The following is a 26,468-nucleotide window of genomic DNA, read 5'->3' as shown; positions in this document are numbered from 1 at the left end:
AGCAGCGCAGGCAGGTGCCGCCCCGGCGCCTGCCTGCTATCATGCCTGTTCGTCAATCTCGCAAGATCGTCAACGGCCAGGCATGTTCGAATTCCTCCGCATCTTCAGGCAAGCCCCGCCAGGGTCCGCGCCGCTCTCCTATTCGACCTGCAACGCCTTCCAGCACCGTTTCACCGACAGCCGCACCCGTTTTCCGCTGGTCAGCCTGGCCATCGGCGACTGCGACTGGGGCCGCCACGCGCGCTTCACGCCGCCGCAGCCCGATGCCATTGGTCGCAAGCTGTATGCGTGGGAAGTCAAATGGGTGCCGCCCCTGTGCGACGAGCCGGATTTGCCGCAGGCGGGCTGGGTGCGGCGCGAAGTATTGGTCGATCTGGTAGAACGCAGCTTCGCCGCGTCGGCCTGGAAGAAGATCGTCATCCCGCCCGTCGGCGTCAAGCCTCGCTGGACCCTGGACGCCAAACCCCGCGCCATCACGGCCTTCCGCTCGCCCGTCATGTTCCGGGGCGACCCGGTCGGGCGCGTGACGGCCGGGCGCATCGAGTTCACCCGCCACGGCGAGTCCGGCAGCGTCGACTGGGAAGCTTTGAGCGTCATTCATTTTTCCAAGCAGGCCGTCGACACGAATCATCTGCCGGTGCTGCAGGCCATCCTCGGCTGGGAAAAGGGCGACGTCACCGTGTCCATGCCGGAAGATCCGTCACACCCGTTCTACCGCCAGCTCATCACGCGGGGGCTGCTGGCACCGGATACCTTGCGCGACTTCCTCGATGCCGACGACGAACGGTGGCTGACCGTGCTGTCCACCTTGGGCGACCTCGGTCTCGGACCGCTCGACGACGCGACAGCTGCTGCGCTGGCCGCAGCAAACCTGCCCGGCCCGGTGGACCTGAACGGGCTTTCGATCCCCCGGCTGGAAGCCTCGCGGCAAGAACACCATCAAGCCCACCTGCCGCCACGCCGGTTCTTCTTCCGCTTCTCCACCGTCAATGGCGAAGCGCACCCGGCGAGGATGAAGGATGAAGTGAAACGCTGGGCGAAGACCCTGGCCGGCGGCTGGAGCGTCGAGTTCCACGCCGGCTGGAGCACCTTCCTGCAATTGCGCGGCCCAGCCCTGGAACTGGAGCTCAGCTACGACCGCTCGGCCGGTTTCGGCTCGCTCGCCTTCGCGCCGGGCCACTACCGGCGCATGCTGCGGGCCGATCCACGCTACCGGACCGATTTCGCGCCGCGCCATTCGTTTGCGATCCGCAGTTCCGGCATCGGCAGCGTGTACGGTTTCGCGCCAGGCTGCATCCTGCCCGTGCCCGAGCCCCTGTACCGCAGCAACCTGACGGCCTGGCGCGACGACAACGGCCGCTGCGGCATCACGTACGAGGACTACCTGTACCTGTGGCAGGCCGCCGACGTCGAGTCCATCGCCGACGAAGTCCACGATGAATACGGCGACCGGGGTGGCCCCCATTACCATATCGCCTTGCGTTTCAAGGGCGGCGCGAAGCTGACGGTGAAGGCCGGCGACGCGGGCGCCGTGCAATTGCAGGCATTTTTCGACCACACAGACCATCATGGAGCACGGCATGAGCAGCACACCTAGGAACGGCATCGGCGGCAAGACCTTCGACGAAGCACTGGCAACCCTGTCGGATATGACAGCAGGCGCGGTGCCCATCGGGCGAGAGGAGCACGAGGCCCGCATCGCCAGGGCCCAGGCCTTCATGCGCGCCGAAGGCATCGCGGTGGTCTACCTGAACGCCGGCTCGAACCTGCTGTATTTCACCGGCACGAAATGGTATGCCAGCGAACGCATGGTGGGCGCCATCCTGCCCGCCACGGGCGCACTGGAATATATCGCGCCGGCCTTCGAGCACGACACCCTGGTCGACTTCATGCTGGTCAAGGGCCACGTGAACTGCTGGGAAGAGCATGAAAGCCCGTACGCCCTGTTCGTCGCCGTGCTGGCACGCATGGGCATCGCCGCCGATACGGGCAAGCCGCCCCGCATCGGCATCTGCGAGAGCGCCGCCTTCTTCATCTACGACGGCATCCGCCCGCTGGCCGCCGGCTACGCGCTGGAGAATGCCCGCAGCGTGACGGCCCACTGCCGCACGCGCAAGTCGGCCGCCGAGATCGCGCTGATGCAGCGCGCCATGGACATGACCCTGGCCGTGCACGTGGCCACGGCCAGCATCCTCCATGAAGGCATCACGACGGTGGAAGTGGAAGAATTCATCGCCCGCGCGCACCGCAAGGTCGGTGCCAGCGGCTCGTACTTCTGCATCGTGCTGTTCGGCGCGGCCACCGCCTTCCCGCATGGCGTCAGCTACGTGCAGAGCCTGAAGCCGGGCGACACGGTGCTGATCGACACGGGCTGCAAGCTGCACAACTACATTTCCGACATCACCCGCACCTACGTGTACGGCGAACCGAGCGACCGGCAGCGGGCCGTGTGGAACAGCGAAAAGGCGGCGCAGGCGGCGGCGTTTGCCGCGGCCCGGCTGGGCGTACCCTGCCAGGACGTCGACGCCGCCGCCCGCCGCGCGCTGGAAGCGGACGGCTTCGGCCCCGGCTACAAGCTGCCCGGCCTGCCCCACCGCACCGGCCACGGCATCGGGCTGGACATCCACGAGTGGCCCTACCTGGTGGGCGGCGACACGACGCCGCTGGACGTCGGCATGTGCTTCTCGAACGAGCCGATGATCTGCGTGCCGGGCGAATTCGGCATCCGCCATGAAGACCACTTCTACATGACGGAAAACGGGCCGGCCTGGTTCACCCAGCCGGCCCGGTCGATCGACGATCCGTTCGGGCTGGCCTAAGCCGCCAGGCCGTCCAGCCAACGCTCCAGCACGGCCGCTCCCGCCGCCGCCAGGTCAACGGCATGCCGCGCGGTGCCGGCACGCAGCGTCGCCAGGTCGGCGCCCGCGTGCGCCAGCTCGATGGCGTGGCCAGCCAGCCATGCCTCCTGCGCGGCGCCGTCGAACTCCACGTGGCATTGCAGCGCCAGCGCGTGCGTGCCCATCGCGAAGGCCTGGCAGGGCGTGCCGGCCGTTGCCGCCAGCGCTTGTGCGCCGGATGGCAGGACGATATTGTCGCCATGCCAGTGCAGCACCGGCGTGCCGCGCAGGGGGTCGAGAACGGTGCCTGGCGCCGCCAGCGCCAGCTCGCCCCAGCCGATCTCCTTGCCCTGCGGTCGCGGGGTTACGTGCCCGCCCAGCGCCACGGCCATCAGTTGGGCGCCGAGGCAGATGCCCAGGGTCGGCAGGCCCCGCGCCAGCCGTTCGCCCAGGCCGGCCAGTTCTCCGTGCAGCCACGGATACGCCGCGATGTCGCCCACGCCGAGCGGTCCGCCCAGGACCACCACCAGGTCCGCTCGCAGCCACTCCTCCATCGTCGGGGGTGCCGCGCCGGCGTGCCGGTACGCGATGGCGTAGCCGCGTTCGCGCAGCGGCGCCGCGAATGTCCCCAGGTCCTCGAAAGCGATGTGATACACAGCCAGGCAGTTCATGCAGCGCTCCTTTGCGGCAGGCGGCAGCCGCCATCGTCACACATGTCCGCCGCCGGCGCCTCGGCCAGCAGACGACCGATCAGCGCGCCCACCTGCAGGTCCGGCAGGTGGCCGAACAGGCTGTGGCGCAGTACGCCGGCGCGGTCGAACAACAGCAGGGTCGGCGTGCCGCGCAGGCCGTAGCGCGCCATCGTGGACGGTACCGGTCCCGGGTCGCCCGGCCGGTCGACGCCGACGGGAAAACCGATCCGGTACTCGTGCAGGAAAGCGGCCAGCGCTTGTTCGTTCATCGCCGCGTGGTGTTCGAACACCGTGTGCAGGCCCAGCACGGCCAGCTCGCCGGGCCCGAAATGCTGGGCCAGCGCCTTGGCCTGCGGCAGCGCGTGCGCGACGCAGCCGGGACACAGCATCTGGAAGGCATACACGGCAACGAACCGGCCGCGCAGCGATGCCAGGGTCACGGGGCCTGGCGCATTGAGCCAGGCCGTGACCTCGAATTCCGGGGCGGATTGCGAGGTCGGGGCGATCATCGCGCGCGCAGCTTCACGCCAGGAAAGTCGACCGGCACCTGGAAAGCCACGTTCACGTAGTTGGTGAACAGGTTCAGGGCCACGTGCGCCATGATTTCGACGATCTCGCCATCGGTATAGCCGGCCGCACGCACGGCGGCGACATCGGCGTCGCCGATCTGGGCGCGGGTCTCCACCACGGCCAGCGCGAACGTCAATGCCGCCGCCGTCTTCGGGTCGTCCGACTGCCCGGCCTGGGCCGCCGCCATCTCCTGCGCGCTGGCACCGGCCTTGCGGCCCAGGGCCGTGTGGGCGGCCAGGCAGTATTCGCAGGCATTGCGGTCGGCGATGGCGACGGCGATCTGTTCGCCCAGCAGCGCCTCCAAGGTGCCCTGGCCCAGCGCGCCGAAGGCGCTCCACATGCTGCGCAAGGCGGCCGGCGAATTGGCCACGGCGCGGAACATGTTCGGCACGACGCCGAAGGCGCCATGGATCTGCTCCAGCAACTGGCCGGCTTCGCCCTGGGCGCCGGTGAGATTGGTGGTGTTGACGAGTTCGATGCGGGACATGATGTACTCCTTCGGAAGCGGGCCGTGGAAGGGGTGCGGCCGATTCACCCTTTTAAAATAGGACTCCTAACTATATGGCGCAAAAAAAAACTCAGGCAAAGCTCTCCCAGTTGCGCCGCTGGCTGGCGGGGTCCGTCGGCTCGTGCTCGGCGCAGTCGATGCGCAGGAACGAGATCGGCAGCGGCGCGTCGACCAGGCCGCAGTGGTGCGGCACCGGCTGGCCGGGATACTTGTTCGGCTCGAAATGGCGGCACGACAGGCAGGCCCGCAATTCCGGAAAACGTTCCGTCTTCTGCAGCTGGGCGATCAGCTTGAACAGGCCTGTGAGCAATTGCACCTGCTGGGCCTGCGGCAGCGCGCCCGCGGCCGTGTCGGCAAACGACAGCGCATGCCCCAGGCGCGCGGCCACGCCCTCGCCCGCCGGCGTCAGGTGCAGGGCCGTGGCGCGGCCGTCGTCGTCCGCCCGGGCCTTGCGCACCAGCCCCTTCGACACAAGCGCGGCGACGGAATCGCTGGTGCTGGCCGCCGAAATCGACAACTGCCTGGCCAGCCACGTCAGGCGCACGCCGCGCGTGCGATGCTGCAGCAGTTGCAGGATTTCCGCCTGGGCCGGATTGAGGCCTTCGGCCGTCGACACCTCCCACATCCCCGCGCGCAGCACCGTGCCGATGCGGGCGATGGCGGTGACGATGCGGGCCGAGATATCCGGCGTGCCGTCCCAGGGGGTTTCTGGTTGAATGTCCATGGATGCAGAATACCATGCCCGGATGATTTGTCAAGGAGTCCTAATTAAATATCGCTAACAGCACGCTGCGGCGTAGTAGCCGCAGCGGCAAGCGCCTTCCGGCTTATTTCGCGGCAGCCTTGCCCGTGTAGCTCAGTTCCGGCAGTTCCTTCAGCGCTTCTTCCTGGCCCACCAGTTCCGGCTTGACGTGACCGGCCATCAGGCCCATCGACACCGACGTGCGGACGTACTTGGTTTCGCCCTTGTCGAGAACGAAGGTCAGCTTGTTCGACACTTCCGTGCTGGTTTGCGCTTCATGGCTGCCCGCTGCCGTATCGACATAGAAATAGCCGCCCGGCGTGGACTCGCCCACCGCTGCGCCGTCGAGCTTGATGTCAGGACGCACGGCGGCGCCGACGAAGCTGTTAACGCGGTAGAAGTAGACGCGGCCCTGGTCCGCGGCCAGCTTCGGCGTCGTCGCTTGCTGTTCCGTGAATTTCGGACCTGTGGCGGCGCAGCCGGTCAGCGCGGTGGCGAGGGCGATGGCGCCCAGTTGCAGTATCTTTTTCATGGTTTCCCCTGGAGTGATGTTATTAGTTGAATGAAAGCGGAATGGGTGTCGCCAGCGGCGAAAAGCTCCGTTCGGCCGGCAGATAGAACCCCACCAGGCGCCCCTGGTCGAGCACCAGCCAGGCCTCATGGATATGCGAACCTTCCAGCGTGAACACGTCGCCCACCGGCTTATGGACGGTTCCCTGTGCCACGGTGCCGACGGCCAGCCAGCGACTGCCGGAATTAAGGACCCTTGTGTAACCCGTATCGAGCGTGATCACTCCCGCGGTCGACAGGACAGCTGACGCCGGGGAAATGGCAGCCAGCGTGGCCGGCACATGCTGCACGGCACAGCCGGTCAGCATGACTGCCAGCGCAGCCACCACGCAGCGAAAGTAGGAATTCTTCATGGCGGTAATGCTACATTATTTTCCAAAAAGAAAACTCTCGAATTGTCACATGAGCGCGGGTTAGAAGAAACATTCGATGCGCCATGAGCACTGCCGGATGCGGCTGTCGCCGCTGCGCTATAGTAGATGTTCTGCAACTTCCGTTTGGCCGCCTTGATCTTCGCGCCCCGTGTCCGCTGCCTCGCCGGCTTGCTGCTGGCCTTCCACCTGCACTGCGCGGCGATGCCGGCCGCCCCGCTTCTGTCCGACTACACCCACGACGCCTGGGGCACGCTGCAATCGGCCCCGGCCGACGTGCGCAAGTTCGCCCAGGGCCCCGACGGCTGGCTGTGGCTGGCCACGCCGACGGGCCTGTATCGCTATGACGGCTTCCAGTTCGAACGCACCGACACCGTTCACGGTCACCGCCTGCATTCCACCAACGTGCTGGGGCTGGCGGCAACGTCCGATGGCGCCCTGTGGGTGGGCTATCAGCTGGGCGGCATCACGGTGTTCCGCAAGGATGGCGCCCGCACCTATATGGAAAGCGAGGGCCTGCCGGCCGGCGCCGTCTTCCATATCGAAGTGGCGCGCGACGGCACCGTGTGGGTGGCCGCGCGCGATGGCCTGGCTTACCTGGCGCCCGGCGCCCGGCGGTTCCAGCGCCTTGCCGGCAACGCCGGCCTGCCCGAACGCCGCATCTACCAGATCCTGTTCGCACGTGACGGCACCCAGTGGATCGGCTCCAACGGCGGCGCCTTCTTCCGCCGCCCTGGCGATACTCGCTACACGCAGGCGTGGCCGCGCAGCGAACTGATGGCCCTCGCCGAAGGCCCGGACGGCACTATCTGGGGCGCCGACGGCAAGAACGACTACTACCGGCTGCGCACCACCGCGCCTACGGCCGCCGATCCGCAACGGCCCATCCTGCAGGGCACCGGCATGCACTTCGACCGGCAGGGCAACCAGTGGCTGATGCAGAACGATGGCCTGGAACGCCGGCAGCCCGATGGCGCAGCGCACCCGGAGCAGCGGCTGACGCGCCAGCAGGGCCTGTCCGGCCCGATGCCCCAGACCTTCTTCCAGGACCGCGAAAACAATATCTGGATCGGCACGGCCGCAGGCCTGGATCGCCTGCGGCGCAACCGCATCGAGACCCTGCAGGTGCCGCACCAGCTGGAAAACCCGGCCATCGTCCCGGGGCCGGACCAGGACGTGTGGGTAGGCAGCTATGCCGACGACGTGCGCAGCTACGCGGCCGGCCGGGCCGGTGCCGTCGTCCAGCGCGGCAGGCTGTCGGCCAGCCACCGCGCGGCCGACGGCACGCTGTGGACCGGCAACGACCGGGGCCTGACGCGGCGAGCAGCCGACGGTACCGTCACGACCATCGCGCCGCCGGATGGCGTGGCCGGCCTCGATCCGCAGGCCATCGTGCAGGACCGGGCCGGCGCCCTGTGGGTATCGTTCTCCGGCGGCGGCCTGTTCAAGCTGGCGCAGGGCCGCTGGCTGCGCGACGGCGGCCTGTCCGGCTTCCCGCACGTGCTGGCGACGTCAATGGCGCTGGACTCGAAGGGCGCCGTGTGGCTGGGCCACGCCCGCAATCAGGTCAGTCTGGTGGACGTGGATGGCACCGTGCGGCGGTTCGACGAACGCCAGGGCCTGCGCCTGGGCACCGTGCTGCACCTGGGGCCGGACGGCGACACGATGTGGGCCGGCGGCGAAAGCGGCACCGCCCTGTATCGGGACGGACGCTTCGCCACCCTGCACGGCCGCGGCGGCGAAACCTTCCGCGGCGTGTCCGGCATCGTGCGCCTGCCCGGAGGCGCCCTGTGGCTGCACGGCGCCGACGGCATCTTCCACATCCCCACGGCCGAGATTCAAGCGTGGCTGGCCGACCCGGCGCACGCCGTCGACTACGAACGTTTCGACGCCCGCGACGGCCTGCAGGGTCGCGCGCCCCAATTCCGGCCCCTGCCCTCGCTGCTGCACGGGCCGGACGGGCAGCTGTGGGCCAGCACCGTCAGCTCGGTCGCCCGCCTCGACCCGGCCGATATCCGCCGCAACCCGCTGCCGCCGCCGGTGGCGATCCGGGGCGTCAAGGTGCATGGCCGCGACTATCCCGCCAGTGAAGGCGCCGTGCTGCAGCTGCCGCAAGGCACGGACAGCCTGGAGATCGCCTTCACGGCACTGAGCCTGTCGATGCCTGACCGGGTGCGCTTCCGCTACCGGCTCGAAGGCGTCGATCCGGACTGGCAGGAGCCGAGTGGGCGGCGCGCGGCCCATTACACCAACCTGGCGCCGGGCAGCTACCGCTTCCGGGTCAGTGCCGCCAACGAAGACGGCGTGTGGAACCGGCAGGGCGCTTCCCTGGCGTTGCACATCGCCCCCACCTTCGTGCAGACGCCGTGGTTCAAGCTTCTGCTGGGGGTACTTGCGGCACTGCTGCTGAGCGCCGCGTACGTGCTGCGCATCCGCGTCATCAAGCGCAGCATGAAAGCTCGGCTGGCCGAACGGCTGGCCGAGCGCTCCCGCATTGCGCGCGCCCTGCACGACACGCTGCTGCAAAGCGTGCAGGGGCTGATCATGTCGTTCCATGCACACGTCGACCTGCTGCCGCCCGGCACGCGCGAACGGGCACGCCTGGACCAGACCCTGAACCTGGCCGACCAGCTGCTGATCGAGGGGCGCGACCAGATCCTCGACCTGCGCGCGGCCGCCTCGCCCGAGGAACTGGGCCTGGCACTGAAGGAATTCGGCAAGGGTCTGGCCGAGCACCGGCCGCACCGCTTCGAGGCCCGCGTGACCGGCCACGTGCGGCCCCTGCAGCCCCGCGTGCACGAGGAAATCTATGCGATCGCGCGCGAGGCACTGTTCAACGCGTCCCGCTACGCGCAGGCGAAAAACATCGTGCTGGAACTGGAGTACGGCAAGCGCGCGTTCACCTTGCGGGTCGGCGACGACGGCCGCGGCCTGGCCGAGGCCGTGGCGCAGGCACGCCAGCGACCGGGCCACTGGGGCCTGGTGGGAATGAGCGAACGGGCGGCGTGCATCGGTGCGGACATGCACCTGGCCAGCCAGCTCGATCAGGGAACGAGGATCGAAGTGACGCTGGCGGGGGCACTGGCGTATGCCGTCGAGGGGGGCGGGCGCGGTGGGTTGCTGTCGCGCTGGTGGCGGCGGGCTGCGTGAAGTTCAAGCACGCTCAAGCCACTGCGGCTAAACGATGGATCCGCCAATGAACGTACAGCGGGATGGTGGCATCGATATCGCCATCGGCTCGCTCGCGCATGACGATGCAGTTCGAATCCCAGCGCGCCCAGCTTGGCCCCTGGTATTCGAACAGGTGTCCGTTCGGGCCAACGCCCTTGTCGATGAAACCCAGCTCCGCAATACGATATGCGAAACCCGCACGGCATTCATGGGGAACGCGCGCCATGCACTGGCAGCACCATCAGAACGGAAGGCAGGGAACCCAGCAATCCGCCGGCGAGCGCAGATGCAAGCATGGGACAGTCCAAGAACAACGTGTAGACGAACAGCGTAAAGCCAGCGGCAACGACACCCATGAGGGTCACGTTACGCCGGCTGGCGAAAGGGTTACGCCCCATTTCCGCCTTGCGGAACAGCATGGCCATCATGGTCTCCCGAAGCGCAATAAACCATGATGGCATACCGACCGCAGTCGGGCAACGGCATCAAGCCTTCTTCGAGACCAGCGTCAAGATGTCATAGCTGGCCACCAGCTCGTCGTGCTGGTTCGTCACCTGCACATCCCAGGCGACGACGCCCTGGCCGACGCCCTTGTCGTCCTTGCGGTTGCGGTCGACCTTGCGCTTGCAGGTCAGGCGGGCACGGATGGTGTCGCCGATGGCCACCGGCGTGATGAAGCGCAGGTTGTCCAGGCCGTAGTTGGCCAGCACGGGGCCCGGTGCGGGCGAGACGAACAGGCCGGCGGCGGCGGACAGCACGAAGTAGCCGTGCGCGATGCGCTTGCCGAACTGCGTGTCCTTGGCCGCGATCTCGTCGAAGTGCATGTAGAAGTAGTCGCCCGAGACGCCGCCGAAATTGACGATGTCGGCCTCGCTGACGGTGCGGCGGTGCGTCAGCAGCGAGTCGCCCACCACCAGGTCCTCGAAATGCTTGCGGAAGGGATGCACGTCGTTCTCGCGCACGGCGCCACCGCGCACGTACTCGCCGGTGATGGCCGTCAGCATCGTGGGCGAGCCTTGCACGGCGGCGCGCTGCAGGAAGTGCTTGACGGCGCGGATGCCGCCCAGCTCCTCGCCGCCACCGGCGCGGCCCGGGCCACCGTGTTTCAGCTGCGGCAGGGGCGAACCGTGGCCGGTCGAATCGACGGCGGCCTCGCGGTCGAGCACCAGCACGCGCCCGTGCTGGGCCGCCGCCATCGGCACCGCATACGCCGCCGTGGCCGGGTCCTTCGTCACCAGGGTCGACACGAGGCTGCCCTTGCCGCGTGCGGCCAGGGCCAATGCTTCGTCGATGCCGTCGTAGGTCATCAAGGTGCTGACGGGGCCAAAGGCCTCGACATCGTGCACGGCGTCGTTTTCCATCGCGTTGCGGCACATGACGAGCGTGGGCGAGAAGAAGGCGCCTTCGTGCACGCCGTCGCCGACCAGCTTCAGTTCTTCCGGATGGCCGAACAGCAGCTCGTTCCCTGCCAGCAGGCGTTCGACCTGGGCCGCCACGTCACGCTGCTGGTCTTTCGAGGCCAGCGCGCCCATGCGCACGCCGTCGATGGACGGGTCGCCCACCGTGATTTTCGCCAGGCGCTCGCGCAGGCGCTCGGCCACCGCGTCCGCCTGGGTGCGCGGCACGATGATGCGGCGAATAGCCGTGCACTTCTGGCCGGCCTTGCCCGTCATTTCGCGCGCCACTTCCTTGACGAAGAGGTCGAACTCGGGATCGTCGGGCGTCACGTCCGGCGCCAGGATGGCGCAGTTCAGCGAATCCGCTTCGGCCGTGAAGGCGACCGAATTGGCGATCAGGTTGCGGTTGCCGCGCAGCTTGGCCGCCGTGTCGGCCGAACCGGTGAAGGTAACGGCGTCGAAGCCGCCCAGGCGGTCGAGCAGGTCGCCCGTGCTGCCGATGACCAGTTGCAGCGCGCCGTCCGGCAGCAGGCCCGACTCGTGCACCATGCGCACCAGCGCCTCGGTCAGGTAGCTGGTCGCCGTGGCGGGCTTGCCGATGCACGGCATCGCCGCCAGGAAGGACGGTGCGAACTTTTCCAGCAGGCCCCAGATGGGGAAGTTGAAGGCATTGATGTGCACCGCCACGCCGCCTTTCGGCACCAGGATATGGGTGCCGGCGAATCCGCCCCGCTTGCCAAGCGCCAGCGCCGGGCCTTCATGCAGCACGTTCGACGACGGCAGCTCGCGGCTGCCCATGCTGGCGTAGGCGAACAAGGTGCCGATGCCGCCTTCGACGTCGACCCAGCTGTCCGCACGGGTGGCGCCCGTCAGGTGGCTGATGCGGTACAGTTCTTCCTTGCGTTCCATCAGGTACAGCGCCAGCGCCTTCAGTGCGGCCGCGCGGCCCTGGAAGTCCAGCTTCATCAGCGCGGGAATGCCCGTCCTGCGGCCATAGTCCAGCGCCTCGGCAAAGTCGATCGCCTCGGCGTGGGTGTGATAGATCAGCTGGTTGTCCAGCGCGCCGTGCAGCGGCGTGTGCGCTTCCTTGCCGTGCCAGCGGCCGGCGATAAAGCTTTGCAGTGTCGTTGCCATCGTTGTCTCCTAGGGTTTGCTCTTCTTATGCTCATGCAGCGGCAGCGAACTTTCCCACTGCATGCGCTGGCGGTCCGGCTCCACCTCAGTGGCTGCCTCGACCTCGCGCATGGTTTCGCGCGAGCGCACGGCCAGTTCATGGTACTGGCCCGTGCCGACGTTCTTCCACGCCAGTTCCTCATCGGTCACTTCGCGCACGATGCGCGCCGGCGTGCCGACGACCATGCTGCGCGGCGGGATCGCCATGTTCGCCTTGACGAAGCACATGGCGGCGACGATGCTTTCGGCGCCGACGACGGCGTTATCCATGACGACGGCGTTCATGCCCACCAGCGCGTTGCGCCCGATGCGGCAGCCGTGCAGCACGGCGCCGTGGCCGATATGACCGTCCACCTCCACCACCGTATCGGCGCCCGGGAAGCCGTGCATCACGCAGGTATCCTGCACATTGACGCCCTCTTCCAGGATCAGGCGGCCGAAGTCGCCCCGCAGCGACGCCAGCGGCCCCACATAGCAACGGGGGCCGACGATGACGTCGCCGATCAGTACCGCCGTCGGGTGCACATACGCGCTCGGGTGCACCACCGGGCGCACGCCGTTGATCTCATAGACCTTGACCATATCCGGCGCCTTTCGTTCAGACGCGCTCGATGACGAGGGCGATGCCCTGGCCCACGCCGATGCACATCGTGCACAGCGCATAGCGCCCACCGGTGCGCTCGAGCTGGTTGACGGCGGCCGTGACGAGGCGCGCGCCGGAGGCACCCAGCGGGTGGCCGATGGCGATTGCCCCGCCGTTCGGATTGACGTGCGGCGCGTCGTCCGGCAAGCCCAGGTCGCGCGTGACGGCCAGGCCCTGGGCCGCGAAGGCTTCGTTCAGTTCGATCACATCCATCTGTTCGATGGTCAGGCCCAGCTGGGCCAGCAGCTTCTTCGACGCCGGCGCCGGGCCGAAGCCCATGATGCGCGGTTCCAGGCCCGCCGTTGCCATGCCAAGCACCTTGGCGCGGGGCTTCAGGCCATACTGCTCGACGGCCTTGCTGGAGGCCAGCAGCACGGCGCAGGCGCCGTCGTTGACGCCGGAGGCATTGCCGGCCGTGACGGTACCGTCCGGCTTGACGACGCCCTTCAGCTTCGCCAGCTGCTCGATGCCCGTGTCGGGGCGGGGATGCTCGTCCGTGTCGAACACCTTCGGCTCGCCCTTTTTCGACGGGATCGTCACCGGCACGATCTCGGCCTGGAACACGCCGGCCGCGTGGGCGGCGGCCCAGCGCTGCTGGCTGCGCAGCGCGAAGGCATCCTGGTCGGCCCGGTTCACGTTGAACTGCTCGGCCACGTTCTCCGCCGTTTCCGGCATGCTGTCGATGCCGTATTTCGCCTTCATCAGCGGATTGACGAAGCGCCAGCCGATGGTGGTGTCCTCGATCTTGGCCGCGCGCGAGAACGCCGTGTCGGCCTTGGCCATGACGAAGGGCGCGCGCGTCATGCTTTCGACGCCGCCAGCGATCATCAGGTGGGCTTCTCCCGCCTTGATGGCGCGGGCGGCCGTGCCGATGGTGTCCAGGCTGGAGCCGCACAGGCGGTTGATGGTATTGGCCGGCACGGAAGGCGGCAAACCGGCCAGCAGTGCGGCCATGCGGCCGACATTGCGGTTGTCCTCGCCGGCCTGGTTGGCGCAGCCGTACAGCACATCGTCCACCTGCGACCAGTCCACGCCTGGGTTGCGCTCGATCAGCGCGGCGATCGGCAGCGCGGCCAGATCATCGGCGCGCACGGAGGCCAGTGCGCCGCCATAACGGCCGAACGGGGTACGGATGGCATCGCAGATAAAGGCTTCGTTCATGGTTTCCTCGGTTGTCTTCAAAGCTGATTTCTCAGCCGCGTGGGCGTTGGTCCAGCACGCGCCGGGCCTTGCCCGTGGCGGTGCGTTCGATGCTGTCGGCGGCCAGCAGCCGCACGCGGGTGGTGACGCCGACATGGGTCTTGATATGGTGTTCCAGCTCGCGCGCCAGGCTCTCCACCTCGCCGACGGTCAGCGAAACCGTCGCTTCGGGGCGCAGCTCGGCCACGACGTCGAGCTTGTCGAGGTGACCGTCGCGCGTGACGACCAGCTGGTACTGCGGTGCCAGCTTCGGCATCTTCAGGATCAGTTCCTCGATCTGGGTGGGGAACACGTTGACGCCCCGGATGATCAGCATATCGTCCGAGCGGCCCGTGATCTTGCCCATGCGGCGCATCGTCCGCGAGGTCGGCGGCAACAGGCGGGTCAGGTCCCTGGTGCGGTAGCGGATCACGGGCATGGCTTCCTTCGTCAGCGACGTGAAGACCAGTTCGCCCTCCGAACCGTCCGGCAGCACCTCGCCCGTTTCGGGGTCGATAATCTCCGGATAAAAATGGTCTTCCCAGATGACGGGGCCGTCCTTGCTCTCGATGCATTCGCTGGCCACGCCCGGGCCGATCACTTCGGACAGGCCGTAGATATCGACGGCATCGATGCCGGCCCGCACCTCGATTTCGCGGCGCATGGCGTCCGTCCACGGCTCCGCACCGAAAATGCCGACCTGCAGCGACGACGCAGCCGGATCCAGGCCCTGGCGCTGGAATTCCTCGATGATGTTGAGCATGTACGACGGCGTGACCATGATGATGGCGGGCTTGAAGTCCTGGATCAGCTGGACCTGCTTTTCCGTCTGCCCGCCCGACATGGGCACCACCGTGCAGCCCAGCCGTTCGGCGCCGTAGTGCGCACCCAGGCCGCCCGTGAACAGGCCATAGCCATAGGAGACGTGCACCATGTCGCCGGCCCGGCCGCCAGCGGCGCGGATCGAGCGGGCCACCATGTCGGCCCACATGTCGATATCGTTCTGCGTGTAGCCCACCACCGTGGCCTTGCCCGTGGTACCGCTGGAAGCGTGGATGCGCACCACCTTCTCGCGCGGCACGGCGAACAGGCCGAAGGGGTAGTTGTCGCGCAGGGTCTTCTTGTCCGAGAACGGGAACTTCGACAGGTCCGCCAGGGTTTTCAGGTCTTCCGGATGGACGCCCTTGGCATCGAAGGCGGCGCGATAGTGCGCCACGTTGTCGTAGGCATGGCGCAGCGACTGCTTCAGGCGCTGCAGCTGCAAGGCCTGCAGTTCGTCGCGGCTGGCACGCTCGATCGGTTCCAGGTCCGCCGAAGCGGGAATGCGTTGGACCATGGGTGTCTCCCCTGTGAATGAAACTTGGTGAAACCTAGGCGTGGGCGGGTACCACATCGCCACCGATGCGGTGCGATTTGCCCCGGAACGTAGCGATGACGCGGCCTTCCTCGTTGCGCACGTCCACGTCGTAGATGCCGGTGCGGCCGGCCAGCGTGCGCTCGATGGCTTCGGCCGTCAGTACGTCCCCTGGCCGGCCCGGCGCCAGGTAGTCGATGGTGCAAGCGGCGCCCACGGTGACGAGGTTATGGCTGTTGCAGGCGAAGGCAAAGGCGCTGTCGGCCAGGGTGAAGATGAAGCCGCCGTGGCAGCTGCCGTGGCCATTGAGCATGTCCGGGCGGATCGCCATCGACATGCGGGCGTAGCCGGGGCGGATGTCGTCCAGGCTCATGCCCAGGCCCCGGCTGGCGGGGTCGCGTTCGAACATGGCCGCGCCGGCCGCTTCGGCCAGCGCCTGCGCGTCCACCGCCGCGTTTGTGCCCGTGTTTGTGCGCGTATCAGGCATGCAGCACTCCTGCGTGGATGGCGGTGCCCGCCGCCTGGCGGCGGCGCAGCAGCGGCGACACGCGGTAACGGTCTTCGCCATAGCTGGCGGCCAGGTTTTCCAGCACCGTGACGACATGGTCGACACCGACGGCATCGGCCCATGCCAGCGGCCCGCGCGGATAATTGACGCCCTTCTGCATGGCCGTGTCGGCGGCAATGGCGCTGCACACACCCTGGTGGACGGCATCGGCCGCCTCGTTGGCCAGCATCGCGACGGTGCGCATCACGGCTAGGCCGGGCACGTCATCGAGCCGCGTGACGGCGAAGCCGGCCGACTGGAACAGGCCGACGGCGGCGTGGAAGGCGGCCGGGCTGCACTGGTCGGCGCAGGCCACGGCGATGCGGGTCGCACCGGCCGCGTCCAGCACCAGGTCGAACAGCACGGTATCGGCGTGGCTGTTGTCGCGCGCGCGCGCCGTGGCGGTGCGCCCGTCCGTCAGGTAGATGGCCGCGCCGTTGCAATGGAAGGCCGGCGCCTCGCGGTGCTGGTGGCCTTCGGTGGAATTACGGGTGTGGACGTCGATACCCTGGGCCTTGAAGCGGGCCAGCATGGCAGCCGTCAGCCGGCCGTCAGCGCCCGCTTCCAGGCTGTGGCCGACGTAATCCGGCCGTGGCTGGGCCGCCTCGGTAGCCACCGGCTGCGGCGTGTGGTCGGTTCCGTATGGGTACAGGCCCCGGCCCGTCTTGCGGCCCAGGTAGCCGGCATTGACCAGTTCCTGCTGCAGCACGGACGGCGTGAAGCGCGGATCGCCGTAGTACGCATCGAACACGGAGCGCGTGACGGAATAATTGACGTCATGGCCGATCAGGTCCATCAGCTCGAAGGGGCCCATGCGGAAACCGCCCGCCTCGCGCAGCACGACGTCGATGGTGGGCGCATCGGCGGCCTGTTCCTGCAGCAGGCGCCACGCTTCGGCGTAGAACGGGCGCGCCACGCGATTGACGATGAAGCCGGGGGTCGACTTGGCGTGCACGGGGCTCTTGCCCCAGCTCGCCGCCGTGTCGTAGACGGTCTGCGCGACGGCCGCTTCGGTGGCCACGCCGCTGATCACTTCCACCAGCTGCATCAGCGGCACGGGATTGAAGAAGTGCATGCCAACCAGCCGTTCCGGGCGGTGCAGCTTGGCGCCGATGGCCGTGACGGAAATCGACGACGTGTTGGTGGCCAGGATCGCATCGTGGGCGACGATGCCTTCCAGCTCGGCGAACAGGCCGCGCTTGACGTCGAGGTCCTCGACGACGGCTTCCACTACCAGCGCCGCATCGGCAACGTCTGCCAGGCTGGCCACGGAATGCACGCGGGCACGCGCCGCCGCCGCTTCGGCGCCCGTCATCTTGCCCTTGTCGGCCAGCTTGCTGTAGATATTGCCGATGCCGGCCAGCGCGATCGCCACCGCATCCGGACGCGTGTCGTACAGCTTGACGGTATGACCGGCGGCGGCCGCCACCTGGGCGATGCCGGAACCCATTGCGCCGCTGCCGATGACGGCGACGATACTGCCTGGCTGGAGCGCGGCCATCATTCCCCCTTGAAGTGCGGTGTGCGTTTGTTGATGAAGGCGTCCACGCCTTCGCGGTAGTCGTGGCTGTAACCCAGCTCGCGCATCATCTCCCCTTCCAGCTTGAGCTGCTCGGGCAGGCTGTTGGCGTAGCTGAGCTGGATCGCCCGCTTGGTGAACGCCAGGCCCTTGGTGGGCGCGCAGGCGAAGTGCTCGGCCATCGCCAGCGCTTCCGTCATCAGCGTCTCGTCCGGCAGCGCCTTCCAGATCAGGCCCCACTGCTCGGCGCGGTCGGCCGTCAGCTTTTCGCCCAGCAGGGCCAGGCCCATGGCGCGGGCATGGCCGATCAGGCGGGGCAGGTGCCAGGTGCCGCCCGTGTCGGGGATCAGGCCCAGCTTGCAGAAGGCTTCGATGAACGAGGCCGATTTGGCCGCAAGCACGATGTCGCAGGCCAGCGCCAGGTTGGCGCCGGCGCCGGCGGCCACGCCGTTGACGGCGCAGATGACGGGCATCGGCAAATCCTTGATGGCCATGACCAGCGGTGCATAGAAGCGCTCGACGGAGTCGCCCAGGTCGGGGCGCTTGGCACCGCTGCCCGGTTCGACGGCGCGGTCCGACAGATCCTGGCCGGCACAGAAGCCGCGGCCGGCCCCCGTCAGCAGCAGCACGCGCACGGATTGGTCCGCGCGCAGCCGCTCGAAGGCGTCGCGCACTTCCAGGTGCATCGCCTGCGTGAAGCTGTTCAGCTTATCGGGCCGGTTCAAGGTCAGCTGGGCGATGCCTTCCTTGATGGTGAACAGGATGTTGTCGTAGGTTTTTTGTTCGGTCATCGTTGTCTCCTCCGTATTTGCGCCGTGCTTTGCTGCGTATTTGCTCAGTAATCGATTACTCGGCCTGGTCGAAATCGACGATCACCTTGTCGGTGGCCGGGAAGCTCTGGCAACTGAGCACGAAGCCGCGCGCGATCTCGTAGTCTTCCAGCGCGTAGTTGACGTCCATGTCTACCTTGCCCTCGACGACCTTGCAGCGGCACGTCGAGCACACGCCACCCTTGCACGAGTAGCGCATTTCCAGGCCGGCGCGCAGGCCCGCGTCCAGGATCGATTCCTTGTCCTTCTCCATCGTGAAGGTGGCGGCATTGCCGTCCTGGATCACCGTCACTTCCGTCAGCTGGTGCGCCGCATCGAGGTCCAGCTGGGCGCGTGGCTTGTGCTGGTGCTTCGGGATCGACGCGGCGAACAGCTCGACCTTGATGGCCGCCTTCGGCATGCCCCCTTCCTGCAGCGCTTCGGAGACGCCGTGCATCATGTCTTCCGGGCCGCAGATGAAGGCCGTGTCGTAGTCGGCGATATCGATCCAGTGCTGCAGGAATTGCCGCGTCTTTTCCTTCGTGATGCGGCCGTTGAAGAGTTCGATGTCCTGCTGCTCGCGGCTCATCACGTAGACGATGTTGAGCCGCTCCATATAAATATCCTTCAGCTCCATCAATTCGTTCTTGAAGATGACGGACGAGGAAGCGCGGTTCCCGTAGAACAGCGTGAAGCGGCTGTGCGGCTCGGCCAGCAAGGTGGTCTTGACGATCGACAGGATCGGCGTGATGCCGCTGCCGGCGGCGAAGGCCAGGTAGTTCCTGCGGCTGGCGGCGTCCAGCGGCACGTTGAAGTGGCCCATGGGCGGCATCACTTCGATGACGGCGCCTGGCTGCAGCGTCTCGTTCGCCCACGTGGAGAAGGCGCCGCCCTGGGTGCGCTTGATGGCCACGCGCAGCGTGCCGTCCTGCACGGCCGAGCAGATCGAGTAGGAGCGGCGCAGGTCTTCGTCGTTGACGAGGGCACGCAAGGTCAGGTGCTGGCCCTGCTGGTACTGGAAGCTGTCGCGCAACTCGGGCGGCACGTCGAACGTGACGGCGATGCAGTCGCGCGTTTCCCTTTGCACTTTCGAAACGGGCAGCGGGTGGAATTTGCTCATGGTGTCAGTGGCACTTGAAGTAATCGAAAGGCTCGCGGCAGTCCAGGCACTTGTACAGGGCCTTGCACGGCGTTGAGCCGAATTGGCTGGTCAGTTGCGTGTGGGTCGAACCGCAGTGGGGGCAGGCGACGACGGGCGGCGGCACGGCGCGGCGCGACACGGCGCCGGCCAGGCCGCTCTTCAGCCCGCTTTTCAGCCCACTGGTGTCGATGACCTGCAAGTCGCTGGCCTGCTGCGACGGTGGAGCGATGCCGTAGTCCTTCAGCTTGACCTTGCCCTCCTCGCTCATCCAGTCCGTCGTCCATGCGGGCGACAGCCGGGTGACGATATCGACGTGACCAATGCCTCGCTGGTGCAGCGCGTCGCGCACGGCATCCTCGATCACCTGCATGGCGGGGCAGCCGGAATATGTGGGCGTGATCGTCACGCTGACGGCATCGTCGCCGGTAACCTGCACGGCGCGCACGATGCCCAGGTCGACCACGGAGATCACGGGAATCTCCGGGTCCGGCACGGCCGCCAGCCAGGTCCAGACCTGCTCTTCCCTCAGCTGCGCGGCGGCCTGCATGTCACCACTCGGCGCCGGGGTAGGCACGCTGCAGGAACTGCATCTCGGCCAGCAGGTAGCCCAGGTGTTCGCTGTGGCGTCCCTGCTTGCCGCCTTTCTGCATCCAGGCGTCGGCAGGCGGCATCGTCAACGTCGCTTCGGCGAAGATGTCGGCCACGTGGTCCAGCCATTGCTGCCGCAGGTGGGCGGCAGGCGGCGCGATGCCCGCTGCGACCATCGCGTCGTCGACGGCGTCGTAGTTGAACACTTCACCGCTGTACATCCACAGTTCATCGGCGGCCGTCTGCGCGTAGCGGTGGCTGATGTCGGTGCCGTCGCCCAGGCGGACGACCAGGTCGCCGCTGCGGCGCAGGTGATATGTCACCTCCTTCAGCGACTTTTCCGCGATGCCGGCAATGCGCTCGTCGCTGGACTTGGTCAGCGCGCCGATCAGGAAGTAGTGCCAGGTATCGAAGTAGAACTGCCGCATCAGGGTGTCGGCATAGTTCCCGTTCGGCTGCTCCACCAGCAGCACGTTGGTGAAGTCATGGGCATCGCGGCGGTAGGCCAGAGCATCCTCGTCGCGCCCCCGGCCTTCCAGCTCGCCCGCATAGGTCAGCCACATGCGCGCCTGGCCCAGCAGGTCCAGCGCCACGTTCGTCAGCGCCATGTCTTCTTCCAGCGCGGGGCCCTTGCCGCACAGCTCCGACAGGCGCTGGCTCAGCACCAGGGCGTTGTCGCCCAGGCGCAGCAGGTAGTTGGTCTTGGCGTCCATGCGCATTCCTTCGACTACAGGTTCTTCACTTCTTCCGGCATCGGGAAGAAGGTGGGGTGGCGATAGACCTTGCTGTTGGCCGGCTCGAACAGGGCACCCTTGTCGGCCGGGCTGCTGGCGACGATGTCGGCCGCGCGCACCACCCAGATCGACACGCCTTCATTGCGACGGGTGTAGACGTCGCGGGCGTTATTGATCGCCATTTCCGCATCCGGCGCATGCAGGCTGCCCACGTGCTTGTGGGCCAGGCCGTGCTGGCTGCGGATGAATACTTCCCACAGGGGCCATTCCTTGCTCATCGTTGTCTCCTCAGGCCGCGGCCTTGGTTTTCACATGCTTGTCCGCGTGGGCGACCAGCGCGTCGCGGAACCACTGGCCGTCTTCCCAGGCCTTGACCCGCGTGCGCAGGCGCTCGCGGTTGCACGGGCCGTTGCCCTTCAGGACATTGTGGAATTCGCTCCAGTCGATCTCGCCGAATTCGTAGTGGCCGGTGGCCTCGTTGAACTTCAGGTCCGGATCGGGAATCGTCAGGCCCAGGTACTCGGCCTGGGGCACGGTCTGGTCGACCATGCGCTGGCGCAGCTCGTCGTTCGAGAACAGCTTGATGCGCCACTGCGTCGACTGGGCGCTGTTGACCGATTCCGCGTCCGACGGGCCGAACATCATCAGCGACGGCCACCACCAGCGGTTCAGCGCATCCTGCGCCATCGCCTTCTGCTCCGGCGTGCCCTTGGCCAGCGACATCATGATGTCGTAGCCCTGGCGCGCATGGAAGGATTCCTCCTTGCAGACACGGATCATGGCGCGGGCATACGGCCCGTACGAGCAGCGGCACAGGGGAATCTGGTTGATGATGGCCGAGCCATCCACCAGCCAGCCGATGGCCCCCATGTCGGCCCACGACAGGGTCGGGTAATTGAAGATGCTGGAGTACTTGGCCTTGCCCGAGTGGAGGGCGGCCAGCAGCTCGTCACGCGAGACGCCCAGGGTTTCGGCGGCACTGTACAGGTACAGGCCATGGCCCGCTTCGTCCTGGATCTTGGCCAGCAGGATGGACTTGCGCTTCAAGGTCGGCGCGCGCGTGACCCAGTTTCCCTCGGGCAGCTGGCCGACGATCTCGGAGTGCGCGTGCTGGGAAATCTGGCGGATCAGGGTCTTGCGGTACGCCTCGGGCATCCAGTCCTTCGCCTCGATCTTGATGCCGGCGTCGATGCGGTCCTGGAAGGCGCGCTCATCGTCGCCCATGTCGGCCGCCGTGCGGACATTCTTCAGGCCGGTTTCCACCATTTGTGCATACATGATGCTGTCTCCTCGGGGTTCGCTTCCTCGTTCGAAACATAATACGATACGAATTCTGCTTTGACTACGGTTTTTTTGTGTCACTTTATTTTCCCGTATCCTGTTGAGCGGGCGATTGGCCCGCTTACAATATGCCCATGCGCACGCCCACCACCCTGAACGACTGGATCGACCAGTCCCTGACGCTCGACCCGCCCCGCTCCAAGTCCCTGGTGATGACGATTTTCGGCGATGCCGTCGTGCCCCACGGCGGGCTGGCGTGGCTGGGCAGCCTGATCGAGCTGACGGCGCCGTTCGGCATCAACGACCGGCTGCTGCGCACGTCCGTATTCCGGCTGGCGCAGGAAGGCTGGCTGGGCGCGCAGCGGGACGGGCGGCGCAGCAATTACGCCATCACGCCTGAGGCGATGCAGCGCTTCACGCGCGCGTTCCGGCGCGTGTATGCGGCGCCCAGCGTGCACTGGGACGGCAGCTGGACCATCCTGCTGGGCGCGAACGGCCTCACGGCCACGGAACGGGCTGCGCTGCGCAAGGAGCTGGTATGGGAGGGCTATGCCGTGATCGCGCCCGGTATCGCGGGACACCCGGCCGGCGACGCGGCCGCGCTGGACGATTTGCTGGGGCGCCTGGACTTGCGGGGAAAAGTGTATGTCGTGCAGGCCGCGCAACTGCCGGGCGTGCAGGGCAAGCCGCTGGGCGACCTGGTGGCCGAGGGGTGGGATTTATCGGAAGTGGCGAGCGGCTACGAGCGCTTCGTCGAGCGCTTCGCGCCCTTGCGCGAGCTGCTGCGCCAATTGCAGCAGAACCAGCTGCCGGCCGAACAGGCCTTTATCGTGCGCACCCTGGTGATTCACGCCTACCGCCGCGTCCAGCTGCACGACCCGCAACTGCCCGTCGAGCTGCTGCCCGACCCCTGGCCCGGCGCCGCCGCCTTCGAGCTGGCGCGCGAGCTGTACAAGCTTTCATATGTGGCGGCCGAGGAGCATATCGTTGCCGCCCTGCGGCGCGAAGACCCGGCCGCACCGCTGGCGCATGAAGCTTTCCATGACCGGTTTGGCGGGCTGGGCTGATCCACCCACTGCCGAGTCTGTGTCCACCTTGGGGTCAGACCCCGACATGGACACGGCCTCGGCTATGAGCCACATCGACGCGTCTTCTGCACAACTGTCCAGCTCGTGTCTTTGTCGGGGTCTGTAAGGAGGCCCTGGCATTCATGCCATTGCCCGCTGCGTAGGCGAGGAGCCGTGCTCCTTGAAACCCCTCCTTCACCCCCAACAAGGCGGACGCGGCCCCGGCCGCAGGCGACGGGGTTATTTGCGGCCCGAACTGATCAGGTAGTTCTGCATCGTTGCTTCGGCCACGGACGCCCACTGGTTCTGGTCGTGGCGGAAGCGCTTCCAGGGTTCGTAGATCTTGCGGAACTTGGCGTTCTTCGCCGCTTCTTCTTCCATGACCTGGGTGGACTGCTTGTAGGCCGCGTCCATCACGTCCTTGCTGAAGTTGCGCAGCTTGGCACCGTTCTTCATCAGGCGGGCCAGGGCGCCGGGATTTTTCGTGTCGTATTCGGCCTGCATGACGACGTGACATTCGTAGCTGGCCGCCTCGATCGCCGCCTGGAACTGCTTGGGCAGCTTGTCCCACTCCTTGGCGTTGACGTAGAACGACAGCTGCGGCCCCGCTTCCCACCAGCCGGGCGAATAGTAGAACGGCGCCACGCGGGCCAGGCCCAGCTTTTCGTCGTCGTAGGGGCCGACCCATTCGGCCGCGTCGATGGTGCCCTTCTCCAGTGCGGCGTAGACGTCGCCGGCGGGAATCTGCTGCGGCACCACGCCCATGCGCTCCATCACGCGGCCCGCGAAACCGGCCACGCGCATCTTCAGGCCCTTCAGGTCGGCCACGGACCTGATCTCCTTGCGGTACCAGCCGCCCATCTGGGTGCCCGTGTTCCCGCCCATGAAGTTGACGATGCCGTAGCCCTTGTAGAACTCGCGCAGCAGCTCGCGCCCGCCACCCTGGTCGAACCAGGCCGTCTGCTGGCGCGACGTCAGGCCGAACGGCACGGCGCAGTCGAAGGCGAACGTGGGGTCCTTGCCGAAGTAATAGTAGGCCGGGGTATGGCCGATCTCCACCGTGCCCGCCTGGACCGCGTCCATCACCTGCAGGCCCGGCACGATCTCGCCGGCGGCGAACTGGCGGATCAGGAACTTCCCGCCCGTCAGCTGGGCCACGCGCTTGACGAAGTGGTCGGCCGAGCCGGCGATGGTGTCCAGGGTCTTGGGAAAGCTCGATGCCAGGCGCCAGTTGACGGTGGCCTGCGCCTGCGCCAGGGACGGCGCGGCGATGGTACCGGCGCCTGCGGCGACGGCGGTATTCTTCAGAAAGGAACGACGTTGCATGAAGTCTCCTGCTGGTTCTTGTGGTGTCGAATGATGGTTCGATCAAGGCGACATGGGGCGCCATATGGATGAGGCGCCGGCGCCGGCCCATTGTAGCGGGTCGGCCGGCGGATGTCGAAAAGGCCACGGCCACGGTGCGGCGGGCCGCCAAAGCCGGTATCATGCGCCTGTCGCGTCACGCACGCTCCCCATTTAACCAGGACACACAATGTCTATCAAGATCAGCAGCCAGTTCGATGCTGGCGCCATCGACGTCGTGGGCGTTACCAGCGCCGGCGATATCGATGTGAACATCCGCAAGGACTCCCACGCCGACATCATCCAGTGGTTCTACTTCCGCGTGCAAGGCGCGCGCTCGACCCCACTGACGATCAATTTCCTCAATGCCGGCCAGGCCGCCTACCCGGATGGCTGGAAGGACTACCAGGCCGTTGCCAGCTATGACCGCGACACGTGGTTCCGCGTGCCGACCAGCTTCGACGGCGACGTGATGACGATCGAGCACGAGCCGGAATACGACAGCGTCTACTACGCCTACTTCGAGCCGTATTCGTGGGAACGCCACCTGTCACTGCTGGACAGCGCCCAGTTGTCGGCACTGACGCAGCTGGTCGACCTGGGCAGCACCATCGACGGGCGCGACCTGAACATGCTGATCGTCGGCGACGAGGACGCACCGAAGAAGGTCTGGGTCATCGCGCGCCAGCACCCCGGCGAGACGATGGCCGAATGGTTCGTCGAAGGCATGCTCGAAGCGCTGCTGGACCCGGCCGATCCGTTCGCCAGCCAGTGCCTGAAGGAGGCCGTGTTCTACGTGGTGCCGAACATGAACCCGGACGGCTCGGTGCGCGGCAACCTGCGCACCAACGCGGCAGGTGCGAACCTGAACCGCGAATGGAACACGCCATCGATGGAGCGCTCGCCGGAAGTCTTCCTCGTCAAGCAGAAGATGCTGGAAACGGGCTGCGACCTGTTCCTCGACATCCATGGCGACGAAGGCCTGCCGTACGTGTTCGTGGCCGGCAGCGACTCGCTGGAGAACTTCACGCCGGCGCAGAAGGCCGAGCAGGACAAGTTCATCGAGGACTTCAAGGTCGCCAGCCCGGACTTCCAGAGTGAGTTCGGTTACCCGGACGCGCCGTTCACGCCGGAAGTGCTGACGATGGGCTCCCCGCACATCACCCATGCCTTCGACTGCCTGGCGCTGACCCTGGAAATGCCGTTCAAGGACAATGCCAACGACCCGGACCCGGTCAACGGCTGGAACGGTGCCCGCTCGATGAAGCTGGGCGCGGCCATCCTGCAGCCGGTGCTGCGCACCTTGCGCGGCTGATTCTCGCCGCTGCTGCGTCGCATGCAAGCCCCGCCGTTGCGGGGCTTTTCATTTGGTGGACGTCATGTGCGCAGCATCTGCTGGAAGGCCTGCGGCAGCCAGGGTCGCGCCGCCAGCAGGAAGGTAACGGCGGTGCGTTCCTCGTAGGGCAGGCGCGCATCGTCCTGGTGCTGGCGCGCGAATTCGTCCGCCACCTGGCGCAGGCGCTCCAGCAGCGCACGCGATGAAGCGGGCGACAGCATCACGCTCACCAGCCGCAGCAGCTCGCCGGGGCCGTTGAAGTGAGTGTCGAGATAATCGCCATAAGCCTCCTGGCGGAACCAGTTCTGGATCGGGCCGTCGGGAATCCAGCCGAAGGTGCGCGCCACCAGCAGCTTGACCCGGTTGTTCGGCTTCAGGACGAGGAAGCCGATGCGGTCCAGCCGCAGCAGGCACTGCACCGCTTCGGCCTCGCTGATGCGATACGTGGCCACCAGCGCCTCGACGGGCACCTCGTTCAGCGCCGCCACGGCCACCAGCAGCAGCCGGGGGTCGCCGATCAGCTCTTCCTCCTGCGCGTACGTCAGCTGCGCGATCAGTTGCGGCGCGTCGGCCGCGGCGTGGGCCAGTTCGACCAGGTCCATGTCCAGCACGGCCAGGATTTCGTCGAGCCGCTCCAGCGAGAAATTACGCTGGGCGAAAATGCGCTTGACGCTCGCTTCAGACATACCGATCCGCGCCGCCAGCGCCGCATACGTGATGCCGCGCGCCTTCAACTGGCGCTTGAGCGCGTCGATCAGCAGTGTCGAGCTGGACATTTATCGTTCTCTTTCGGGAAATAGTATCGAAAAATGATACCACGAGCTTTCCTGGCGGATACGCCATGCGCGGCGCTTGCGGCTCCGGGCGGACCCGGCGATGATGGCGGCACTTCACC

Annotated in this window: 27 protein-coding genes; 5 read left to right on the top strand and 22 right to left on the bottom strand. The window is 67.0% G+C overall.

The genetic code is table 11. The features are described from left to right. The first annotated feature begins 82 nt into the window (after window positions 1–82). Together GM672_RS04660 and GM672_RS04655 are read left to right on the top strand one after the other, a co-directional pair. Complete coding sequence (locus GM672_RS04660; protein WP_155469363.1) at window positions 83–1,597, top strand: hypothetical protein; 1,515 nt, start codon at window positions 83–85, stop codon at window positions 1,595–1,597. Further along, window positions 1,581–2,819 carry a M24 family metallopeptidase gene (locus GM672_RS04655; protein WP_155469362.1) on the top strand — a complete coding sequence of 413 codons (1,239 nt, stop codon included), beginning with the start codon at window positions 1,581–1,583 and terminating at the stop codon, window positions 2,817–2,819. The genes GM672_RS04660 and GM672_RS04655 overlap by 17 nt, the downstream gene beginning before the upstream one ends. Here the strand turns inward: GM672_RS04655 and GM672_RS04650 are convergent. The 6 genes from GM672_RS04650 to GM672_RS04625 form a co-directional block, all read right to left on the bottom strand. Beyond that, window positions 2,816–3,508 (bottom strand): glutamine amidotransferase, encoded by a 693-nt coding sequence (locus tag GM672_RS04650; RefSeq protein WP_155469361.1) that lies wholly within the window; start codon window positions 3,506–3,508, stop codon window positions 2,816–2,818. The genes GM672_RS04655 and GM672_RS04650 overlap by 4 nt on opposite strands. Next, window positions 3,505–4,038, bottom strand: a complete 534-nt coding sequence (locus GM672_RS04645; protein ID WP_155469360.1) for a redoxin domain-containing protein — start codon at window positions 4,036–4,038, stop codon at window positions 3,505–3,507. The genes GM672_RS04650 and GM672_RS04645 overlap by 4 nt, the downstream gene beginning before the upstream one ends. Next, a complete protein-coding gene (locus tag GM672_RS04640) occupies window positions 4,035–4,586 on the bottom strand; it encodes a carboxymuconolactone decarboxylase family protein (RefSeq protein WP_155469359.1) in 552 nt (183 codons plus the stop codon). Before GM672_RS04640 ends, GM672_RS04645 begins: the two co-directional genes overlap by 4 nt. Window positions 4,587–4,677: 91 nt before the next feature. After that, window positions 4,678–5,331 (bottom strand): MarR family winged helix-turn-helix transcriptional regulator, encoded by a 654-nt coding sequence (locus tag GM672_RS04635; RefSeq protein ID WP_155469358.1) that lies wholly within the window; start codon window positions 5,329–5,331, stop codon window positions 4,678–4,680. Window positions 5,332–5,434: 103 nt separating this feature from the next. Next, window positions 5,435–5,881 carry a DUF2846 domain-containing protein gene (locus GM672_RS04630; RefSeq protein ID WP_155469357.1) on the bottom strand — a complete coding sequence of 149 codons (447 nt, stop codon included), beginning with the start codon at window positions 5,879–5,881 and terminating at the stop codon, window positions 5,435–5,437. A gap of 22 nt (window positions 5,882–5,903) precedes the next feature. Then, on the bottom strand, window positions 5,904–6,272 hold the full coding sequence (locus tag GM672_RS04625) for a hypothetical protein (RefSeq protein ID WP_155469356.1): 369 nt from the start codon (window positions 6,270–6,272) through the stop codon (window positions 5,904–5,906). A 144-nt stretch (window positions 6,273–6,416) separates the two neighbouring features. Here GM672_RS04625 and GM672_RS04620 point away from each other — a divergent pair, with 144 nt between their 5' ends. Further along, window positions 6,417–9,440, top strand: a complete 3,024-nt coding sequence (locus tag GM672_RS04620; protein WP_229417550.1) for a sensor histidine kinase — start codon at window positions 6,417–6,419, stop codon at window positions 9,438–9,440. A 13-nt stretch (window positions 9,441–9,453) separates the two neighbouring features. Here GM672_RS04620 and GM672_RS04615 read toward each other — a convergent pair whose 3' ends face one another. Genes GM672_RS04615 through paaA form a run of 14 tightly spaced genes read right to left on the bottom strand, consistent with a single transcriptional unit; the run spans window position 9,454 to window position 21,823 of the window. Continuing rightward, complete coding sequence (locus tag GM672_RS04615; RefSeq protein WP_155469355.1) at window positions 9,454–9,687, bottom strand: hypothetical protein; 234 nt, start codon at window positions 9,685–9,687, stop codon at window positions 9,454–9,456. After that, the gene (locus GM672_RS04610; RefSeq protein ID WP_155469354.1) at window positions 9,668–9,889 is read right to left on the bottom strand and encodes a hypothetical protein; all 222 of its coding nucleotides are present in this window, start codon (window positions 9,887–9,889) and stop codon (window positions 9,668–9,670) included. Before GM672_RS04610 ends, GM672_RS04615 begins: the two co-directional genes overlap by 20 nt. A gap of 57 nt (window positions 9,890–9,946) precedes the next feature. Next, a complete protein-coding gene (gene paaZ / locus GM672_RS04605; protein WP_155469353.1) occupies window positions 9,947–11,992 on the bottom strand; it encodes a phenylacetic acid degradation bifunctional protein PaaZ in 2,046 nt (681 codons plus the stop codon). A 9-nt stretch (window positions 11,993–12,001) separates the two neighbouring features. After that, window positions 12,002–12,613, bottom strand: a complete 612-nt coding sequence (locus GM672_RS04600; RefSeq protein WP_155469352.1) for a phenylacetic acid degradation protein PaaY — start codon at window positions 12,611–12,613, stop codon at window positions 12,002–12,004. A gap of 16 nt (window positions 12,614–12,629) precedes the next feature. Next, window positions 12,630–13,835 carry a 3-oxoadipyl-CoA thiolase gene (pcaF, locus tag GM672_RS04595; protein ID WP_155469351.1) on the bottom strand — a complete coding sequence of 402 codons (1,206 nt, stop codon included), beginning with the start codon at window positions 13,833–13,835 and terminating at the stop codon, window positions 12,630–12,632. 31 nt (window positions 13,836–13,866) lie between these two features. Beyond that, window positions 13,867–15,189 (bottom strand): phenylacetate--CoA ligase PaaK, encoded by a 1,323-nt coding sequence (gene paaK / locus GM672_RS04590; protein ID WP_155469350.1) that lies wholly within the window; start codon window positions 15,187–15,189, stop codon window positions 13,867–13,869. A gap of 34 nt (window positions 15,190–15,223) precedes the next feature. Beyond that, window positions 15,224–15,694: a hydroxyphenylacetyl-CoA thioesterase PaaI gene (gene paaI / locus GM672_RS04585; protein WP_155469349.1), complete on the bottom strand. Its 471-nt coding sequence runs from the start codon at window positions 15,692–15,694 to the stop codon at window positions 15,224–15,226. Next, complete coding sequence (gene paaH / locus GM672_RS04580; protein ID WP_155469375.1) at window positions 15,687–17,255, bottom strand: 3-hydroxyacyl-CoA dehydrogenase PaaH; 1,569 nt, start codon at window positions 17,253–17,255, stop codon at window positions 15,687–15,689. The genes paaI and paaH overlap by 8 nt, the downstream gene beginning before the upstream one ends. Beyond that, window positions 17,255–18,064, bottom strand: a complete 810-nt coding sequence (gene paaG / locus GM672_RS04575; protein ID WP_155469348.1) for a 2-(1,2-epoxy-1,2-dihydrophenyl)acetyl-CoA isomerase PaaG — start codon at window positions 18,062–18,064, stop codon at window positions 17,255–17,257. The genes paaH and paaG overlap by 1 nt, the downstream gene beginning before the upstream one ends. Before the next feature lie 55 nt (window positions 18,065–18,119). After that, window positions 18,120–19,202 carry a 1,2-phenylacetyl-CoA epoxidase subunit PaaE gene (gene paaE, locus GM672_RS04570; protein ID WP_155469347.1) on the bottom strand — a complete coding sequence of 361 codons (1,083 nt, stop codon included), beginning with the start codon at window positions 19,200–19,202 and terminating at the stop codon, window positions 18,120–18,122. Window positions 19,203–19,206: 4 nt separating this feature from the next. After that, on the bottom strand, window positions 19,207–19,770 hold the full coding sequence (paaD, locus tag GM672_RS04565) for a 1,2-phenylacetyl-CoA epoxidase subunit PaaD (RefSeq protein ID WP_155469346.1): 564 nt from the start codon (window positions 19,768–19,770) through the stop codon (window positions 19,207–19,209). Window position 19,771: 1 nt separating this feature from the next. Next, window positions 19,772–20,524 carry a 1,2-phenylacetyl-CoA epoxidase subunit PaaC gene (gene paaC, locus GM672_RS04560; protein WP_155469345.1) on the bottom strand — a complete coding sequence of 251 codons (753 nt, stop codon included), beginning with the start codon at window positions 20,522–20,524 and terminating at the stop codon, window positions 19,772–19,774. Between the two features lie 14 nt (window positions 20,525–20,538). After that, the gene (gene paaB / locus GM672_RS04555) at window positions 20,539–20,823 is read right to left on the bottom strand and encodes a 1,2-phenylacetyl-CoA epoxidase subunit PaaB (RefSeq protein WP_155467427.1); all 285 of its coding nucleotides are present in this window, start codon (window positions 20,821–20,823) and stop codon (window positions 20,539–20,541) included. Between the two features lie 10 nt (window positions 20,824–20,833). Then, a complete protein-coding gene (gene paaA, locus GM672_RS04550; protein WP_155469344.1) occupies window positions 20,834–21,823 on the bottom strand; it encodes a 1,2-phenylacetyl-CoA epoxidase subunit PaaA in 990 nt (329 codons plus the stop codon). A gap of 137 nt (window positions 21,824–21,960) precedes the next feature. Between paaA and paaX the strand changes: the two genes are divergently transcribed. Further along, window positions 21,961–22,893 (top strand): phenylacetic acid degradation operon negative regulatory protein PaaX, encoded by a 933-nt coding sequence (gene paaX, locus GM672_RS04545; RefSeq protein WP_155469343.1) that lies wholly within the window; start codon window positions 21,961–21,963, stop codon window positions 22,891–22,893. A gap of 240 nt (window positions 22,894–23,133) precedes the next feature. Here paaX and GM672_RS04540 read toward each other — a convergent pair whose 3' ends face one another. After that, window positions 23,134–24,219: a TRAP transporter substrate-binding protein gene (locus tag GM672_RS04540; protein ID WP_155469342.1), complete on the bottom strand. Its 1,086-nt coding sequence runs from the start codon at window positions 24,217–24,219 to the stop codon at window positions 23,134–23,136. Window positions 24,220–24,427: 208 nt separating this feature from the next. Between GM672_RS04540 and GM672_RS04535 the strand changes: the two genes are divergently transcribed. Beyond that, a complete protein-coding gene (locus tag GM672_RS04535; protein WP_155469341.1) occupies window positions 24,428–25,552 on the top strand; it encodes a M14 family metallopeptidase in 1,125 nt (374 codons plus the stop codon). Window positions 25,553–25,614: 62 nt separating this feature from the next. On the opposite strand, the gene GM672_RS04530 is transcribed toward GM672_RS04535, so the two are convergent. Next, window positions 25,615–26,349 carry a helix-turn-helix domain-containing protein gene (locus tag GM672_RS04530; protein WP_155469340.1) on the bottom strand — a complete coding sequence of 245 codons (735 nt, stop codon included), beginning with the start codon at window positions 26,347–26,349 and terminating at the stop codon, window positions 25,615–25,617. Window positions 26,350–26,468 lie beyond the last annotated feature (119 nt).

Source organism: Pseudoduganella buxea (genome assembly GCF_009720835.1).
In the GTDB taxonomy this organism is placed as follows: Bacteria; Pseudomonadota; Gammaproteobacteria; order Burkholderiales; family Burkholderiaceae_D; genus Rugamonas; species Rugamonas buxea.
Note: the sequence above shows the minus strand (reverse complement) of the source record. Positions and strands in the feature narration are given on the sequence as shown.

What these genes read in the sequence shown, in the direction of transcription:
- GM672_RS04635 (WP_155469358.1), bottom strand. Translation starts at nt 5,331, where the DNA reads ATGGACATTCAACCAGAAACCCCCTGGGACGGCACGCCGGATATCTCG.
- GM672_RS04535 (WP_155469341.1), top strand. Translation starts at nt 24,428, where the DNA reads ATGTCTATCAAGATCAGCAGCCAGTTCGATGCTGGCGCCATCGACGTC.
- GM672_RS04610 (WP_155469354.1), bottom strand. Translation starts at nt 9,889, where the DNA reads ATGATGGCCATGCTGTTCCGCAAGGCGGAAATGGGGCGTAACCCTTTC.
- paaH (WP_155469375.1), bottom strand. Translation starts at nt 17,255, where the DNA reads ATGGCCGCGCTCCAGCCAGGCAGTATCGTCGCCGTCATCGGCAGCGGC.
- GM672_RS04540 (WP_155469342.1), bottom strand. Translation starts at nt 24,219, where the DNA reads ATGCAACGTCGTTCCTTTCTGAAGAATACCGCCGTCGCCGCAGGCGCC.
- GM672_RS04615 (WP_155469355.1), bottom strand. Translation starts at nt 9,687, where the DNA reads ATGGCGCGCGTTCCCCATGAATGCCGTGCGGGTTTCGCATATCGTATT.
- paaK (WP_155469350.1), bottom strand. Translation starts at nt 15,189, where the DNA reads ATGGTCCAACGCATTCCCGCTTCGGCGGACCTGGAACCGATCGAGCGT.
- GM672_RS04645 (WP_155469360.1), bottom strand. Translation starts at nt 4,038, where the DNA reads ATGATCGCCCCGACCTCGCAATCCGCCCCGGAATTCGAGGTCACGGCC.
- GM672_RS04650 (WP_155469361.1), bottom strand. Translation starts at nt 3,508, where the DNA reads ATGAACTGCCTGGCTGTGTATCACATCGCTTTCGAGGACCTGGGGACA.
- GM672_RS04530 (WP_155469340.1), bottom strand. Translation starts at nt 26,349, where the DNA reads ATGTCCAGCTCGACACTGCTGATCGACGCGCTCAAGCGCCAGTTGAAG.
- GM672_RS04600 (WP_155469352.1), bottom strand. Translation starts at nt 12,613, where the DNA reads ATGGTCAAGGTCTATGAGATCAACGGCGTGCGCCCGGTGGTGCACCCG.
- GM672_RS04640 (WP_155469359.1), bottom strand. Translation starts at nt 4,586, where the DNA reads ATGTCCCGCATCGAACTCGTCAACACCACCAATCTCACCGGCGCCCAG.
- paaB (WP_155467427.1), bottom strand. Translation starts at nt 20,823, where the DNA reads ATGAGCAAGGAATGGCCCCTGTGGGAAGTATTCATCCGCAGCCAGCAC.
- paaZ (WP_155469353.1), bottom strand. Translation starts at nt 11,992, where the DNA reads ATGGCAACGACACTGCAAAGCTTTATCGCCGGCCGCTGGCACGGCAAG.
- GM672_RS04625 (WP_155469356.1), bottom strand. Translation starts at nt 6,272, where the DNA reads ATGAAGAATTCCTACTTTCGCTGCGTGGTGGCTGCGCTGGCAGTCATG.
- paaD (WP_155469346.1), bottom strand. Translation starts at nt 19,770, where the DNA reads ATGCAGGCCGCCGCGCAGCTGAGGGAAGAGCAGGTCTGGACCTGGCTG.
- GM672_RS04660 (WP_155469363.1), top strand. Translation starts at nt 83, where the DNA reads ATGTTCGAATTCCTCCGCATCTTCAGGCAAGCCCCGCCAGGGTCCGCG.
- paaE (WP_155469347.1), bottom strand. Translation starts at nt 19,202, where the DNA reads ATGAGCAAATTCCACCCGCTGCCCGTTTCGAAAGTGCAAAGGGAAACG.
- paaX (WP_155469343.1), top strand. Translation starts at nt 21,961, where the DNA reads ATGCGCACGCCCACCACCCTGAACGACTGGATCGACCAGTCCCTGACG.
- pcaF (WP_155469351.1), bottom strand. Translation starts at nt 13,835, where the DNA reads ATGAACGAAGCCTTTATCTGCGATGCCATCCGTACCCCGTTCGGCCGT.
- paaI (WP_155469349.1), bottom strand. Translation starts at nt 15,694, where the DNA reads ATGCCTGATACGCGCACAAACACGGGCACAAACGCGGCGGTGGACGCG.
- paaG (WP_155469348.1), bottom strand. Translation starts at nt 18,064, where the DNA reads ATGACCGAACAAAAAACCTACGACAACATCCTGTTCACCATCAAGGAA.
- paaA (WP_155469344.1), bottom strand. Translation starts at nt 21,823, where the DNA reads ATGTATGCACAAATGGTGGAAACCGGCCTGAAGAATGTCCGCACGGCG.
- paaC (WP_155469345.1), bottom strand. Translation starts at nt 20,524, where the DNA reads ATGGACGCCAAGACCAACTACCTGCTGCGCCTGGGCGACAACGCCCTG.
- GM672_RS04655 (WP_155469362.1), top strand. Translation starts at nt 1,581, where the DNA reads ATGAGCAGCACACCTAGGAACGGCATCGGCGGCAAGACCTTCGACGAA.
- GM672_RS04630 (WP_155469357.1), bottom strand. Translation starts at nt 5,881, where the DNA reads ATGAAAAAGATACTGCAACTGGGCGCCATCGCCCTCGCCACCGCGCTG.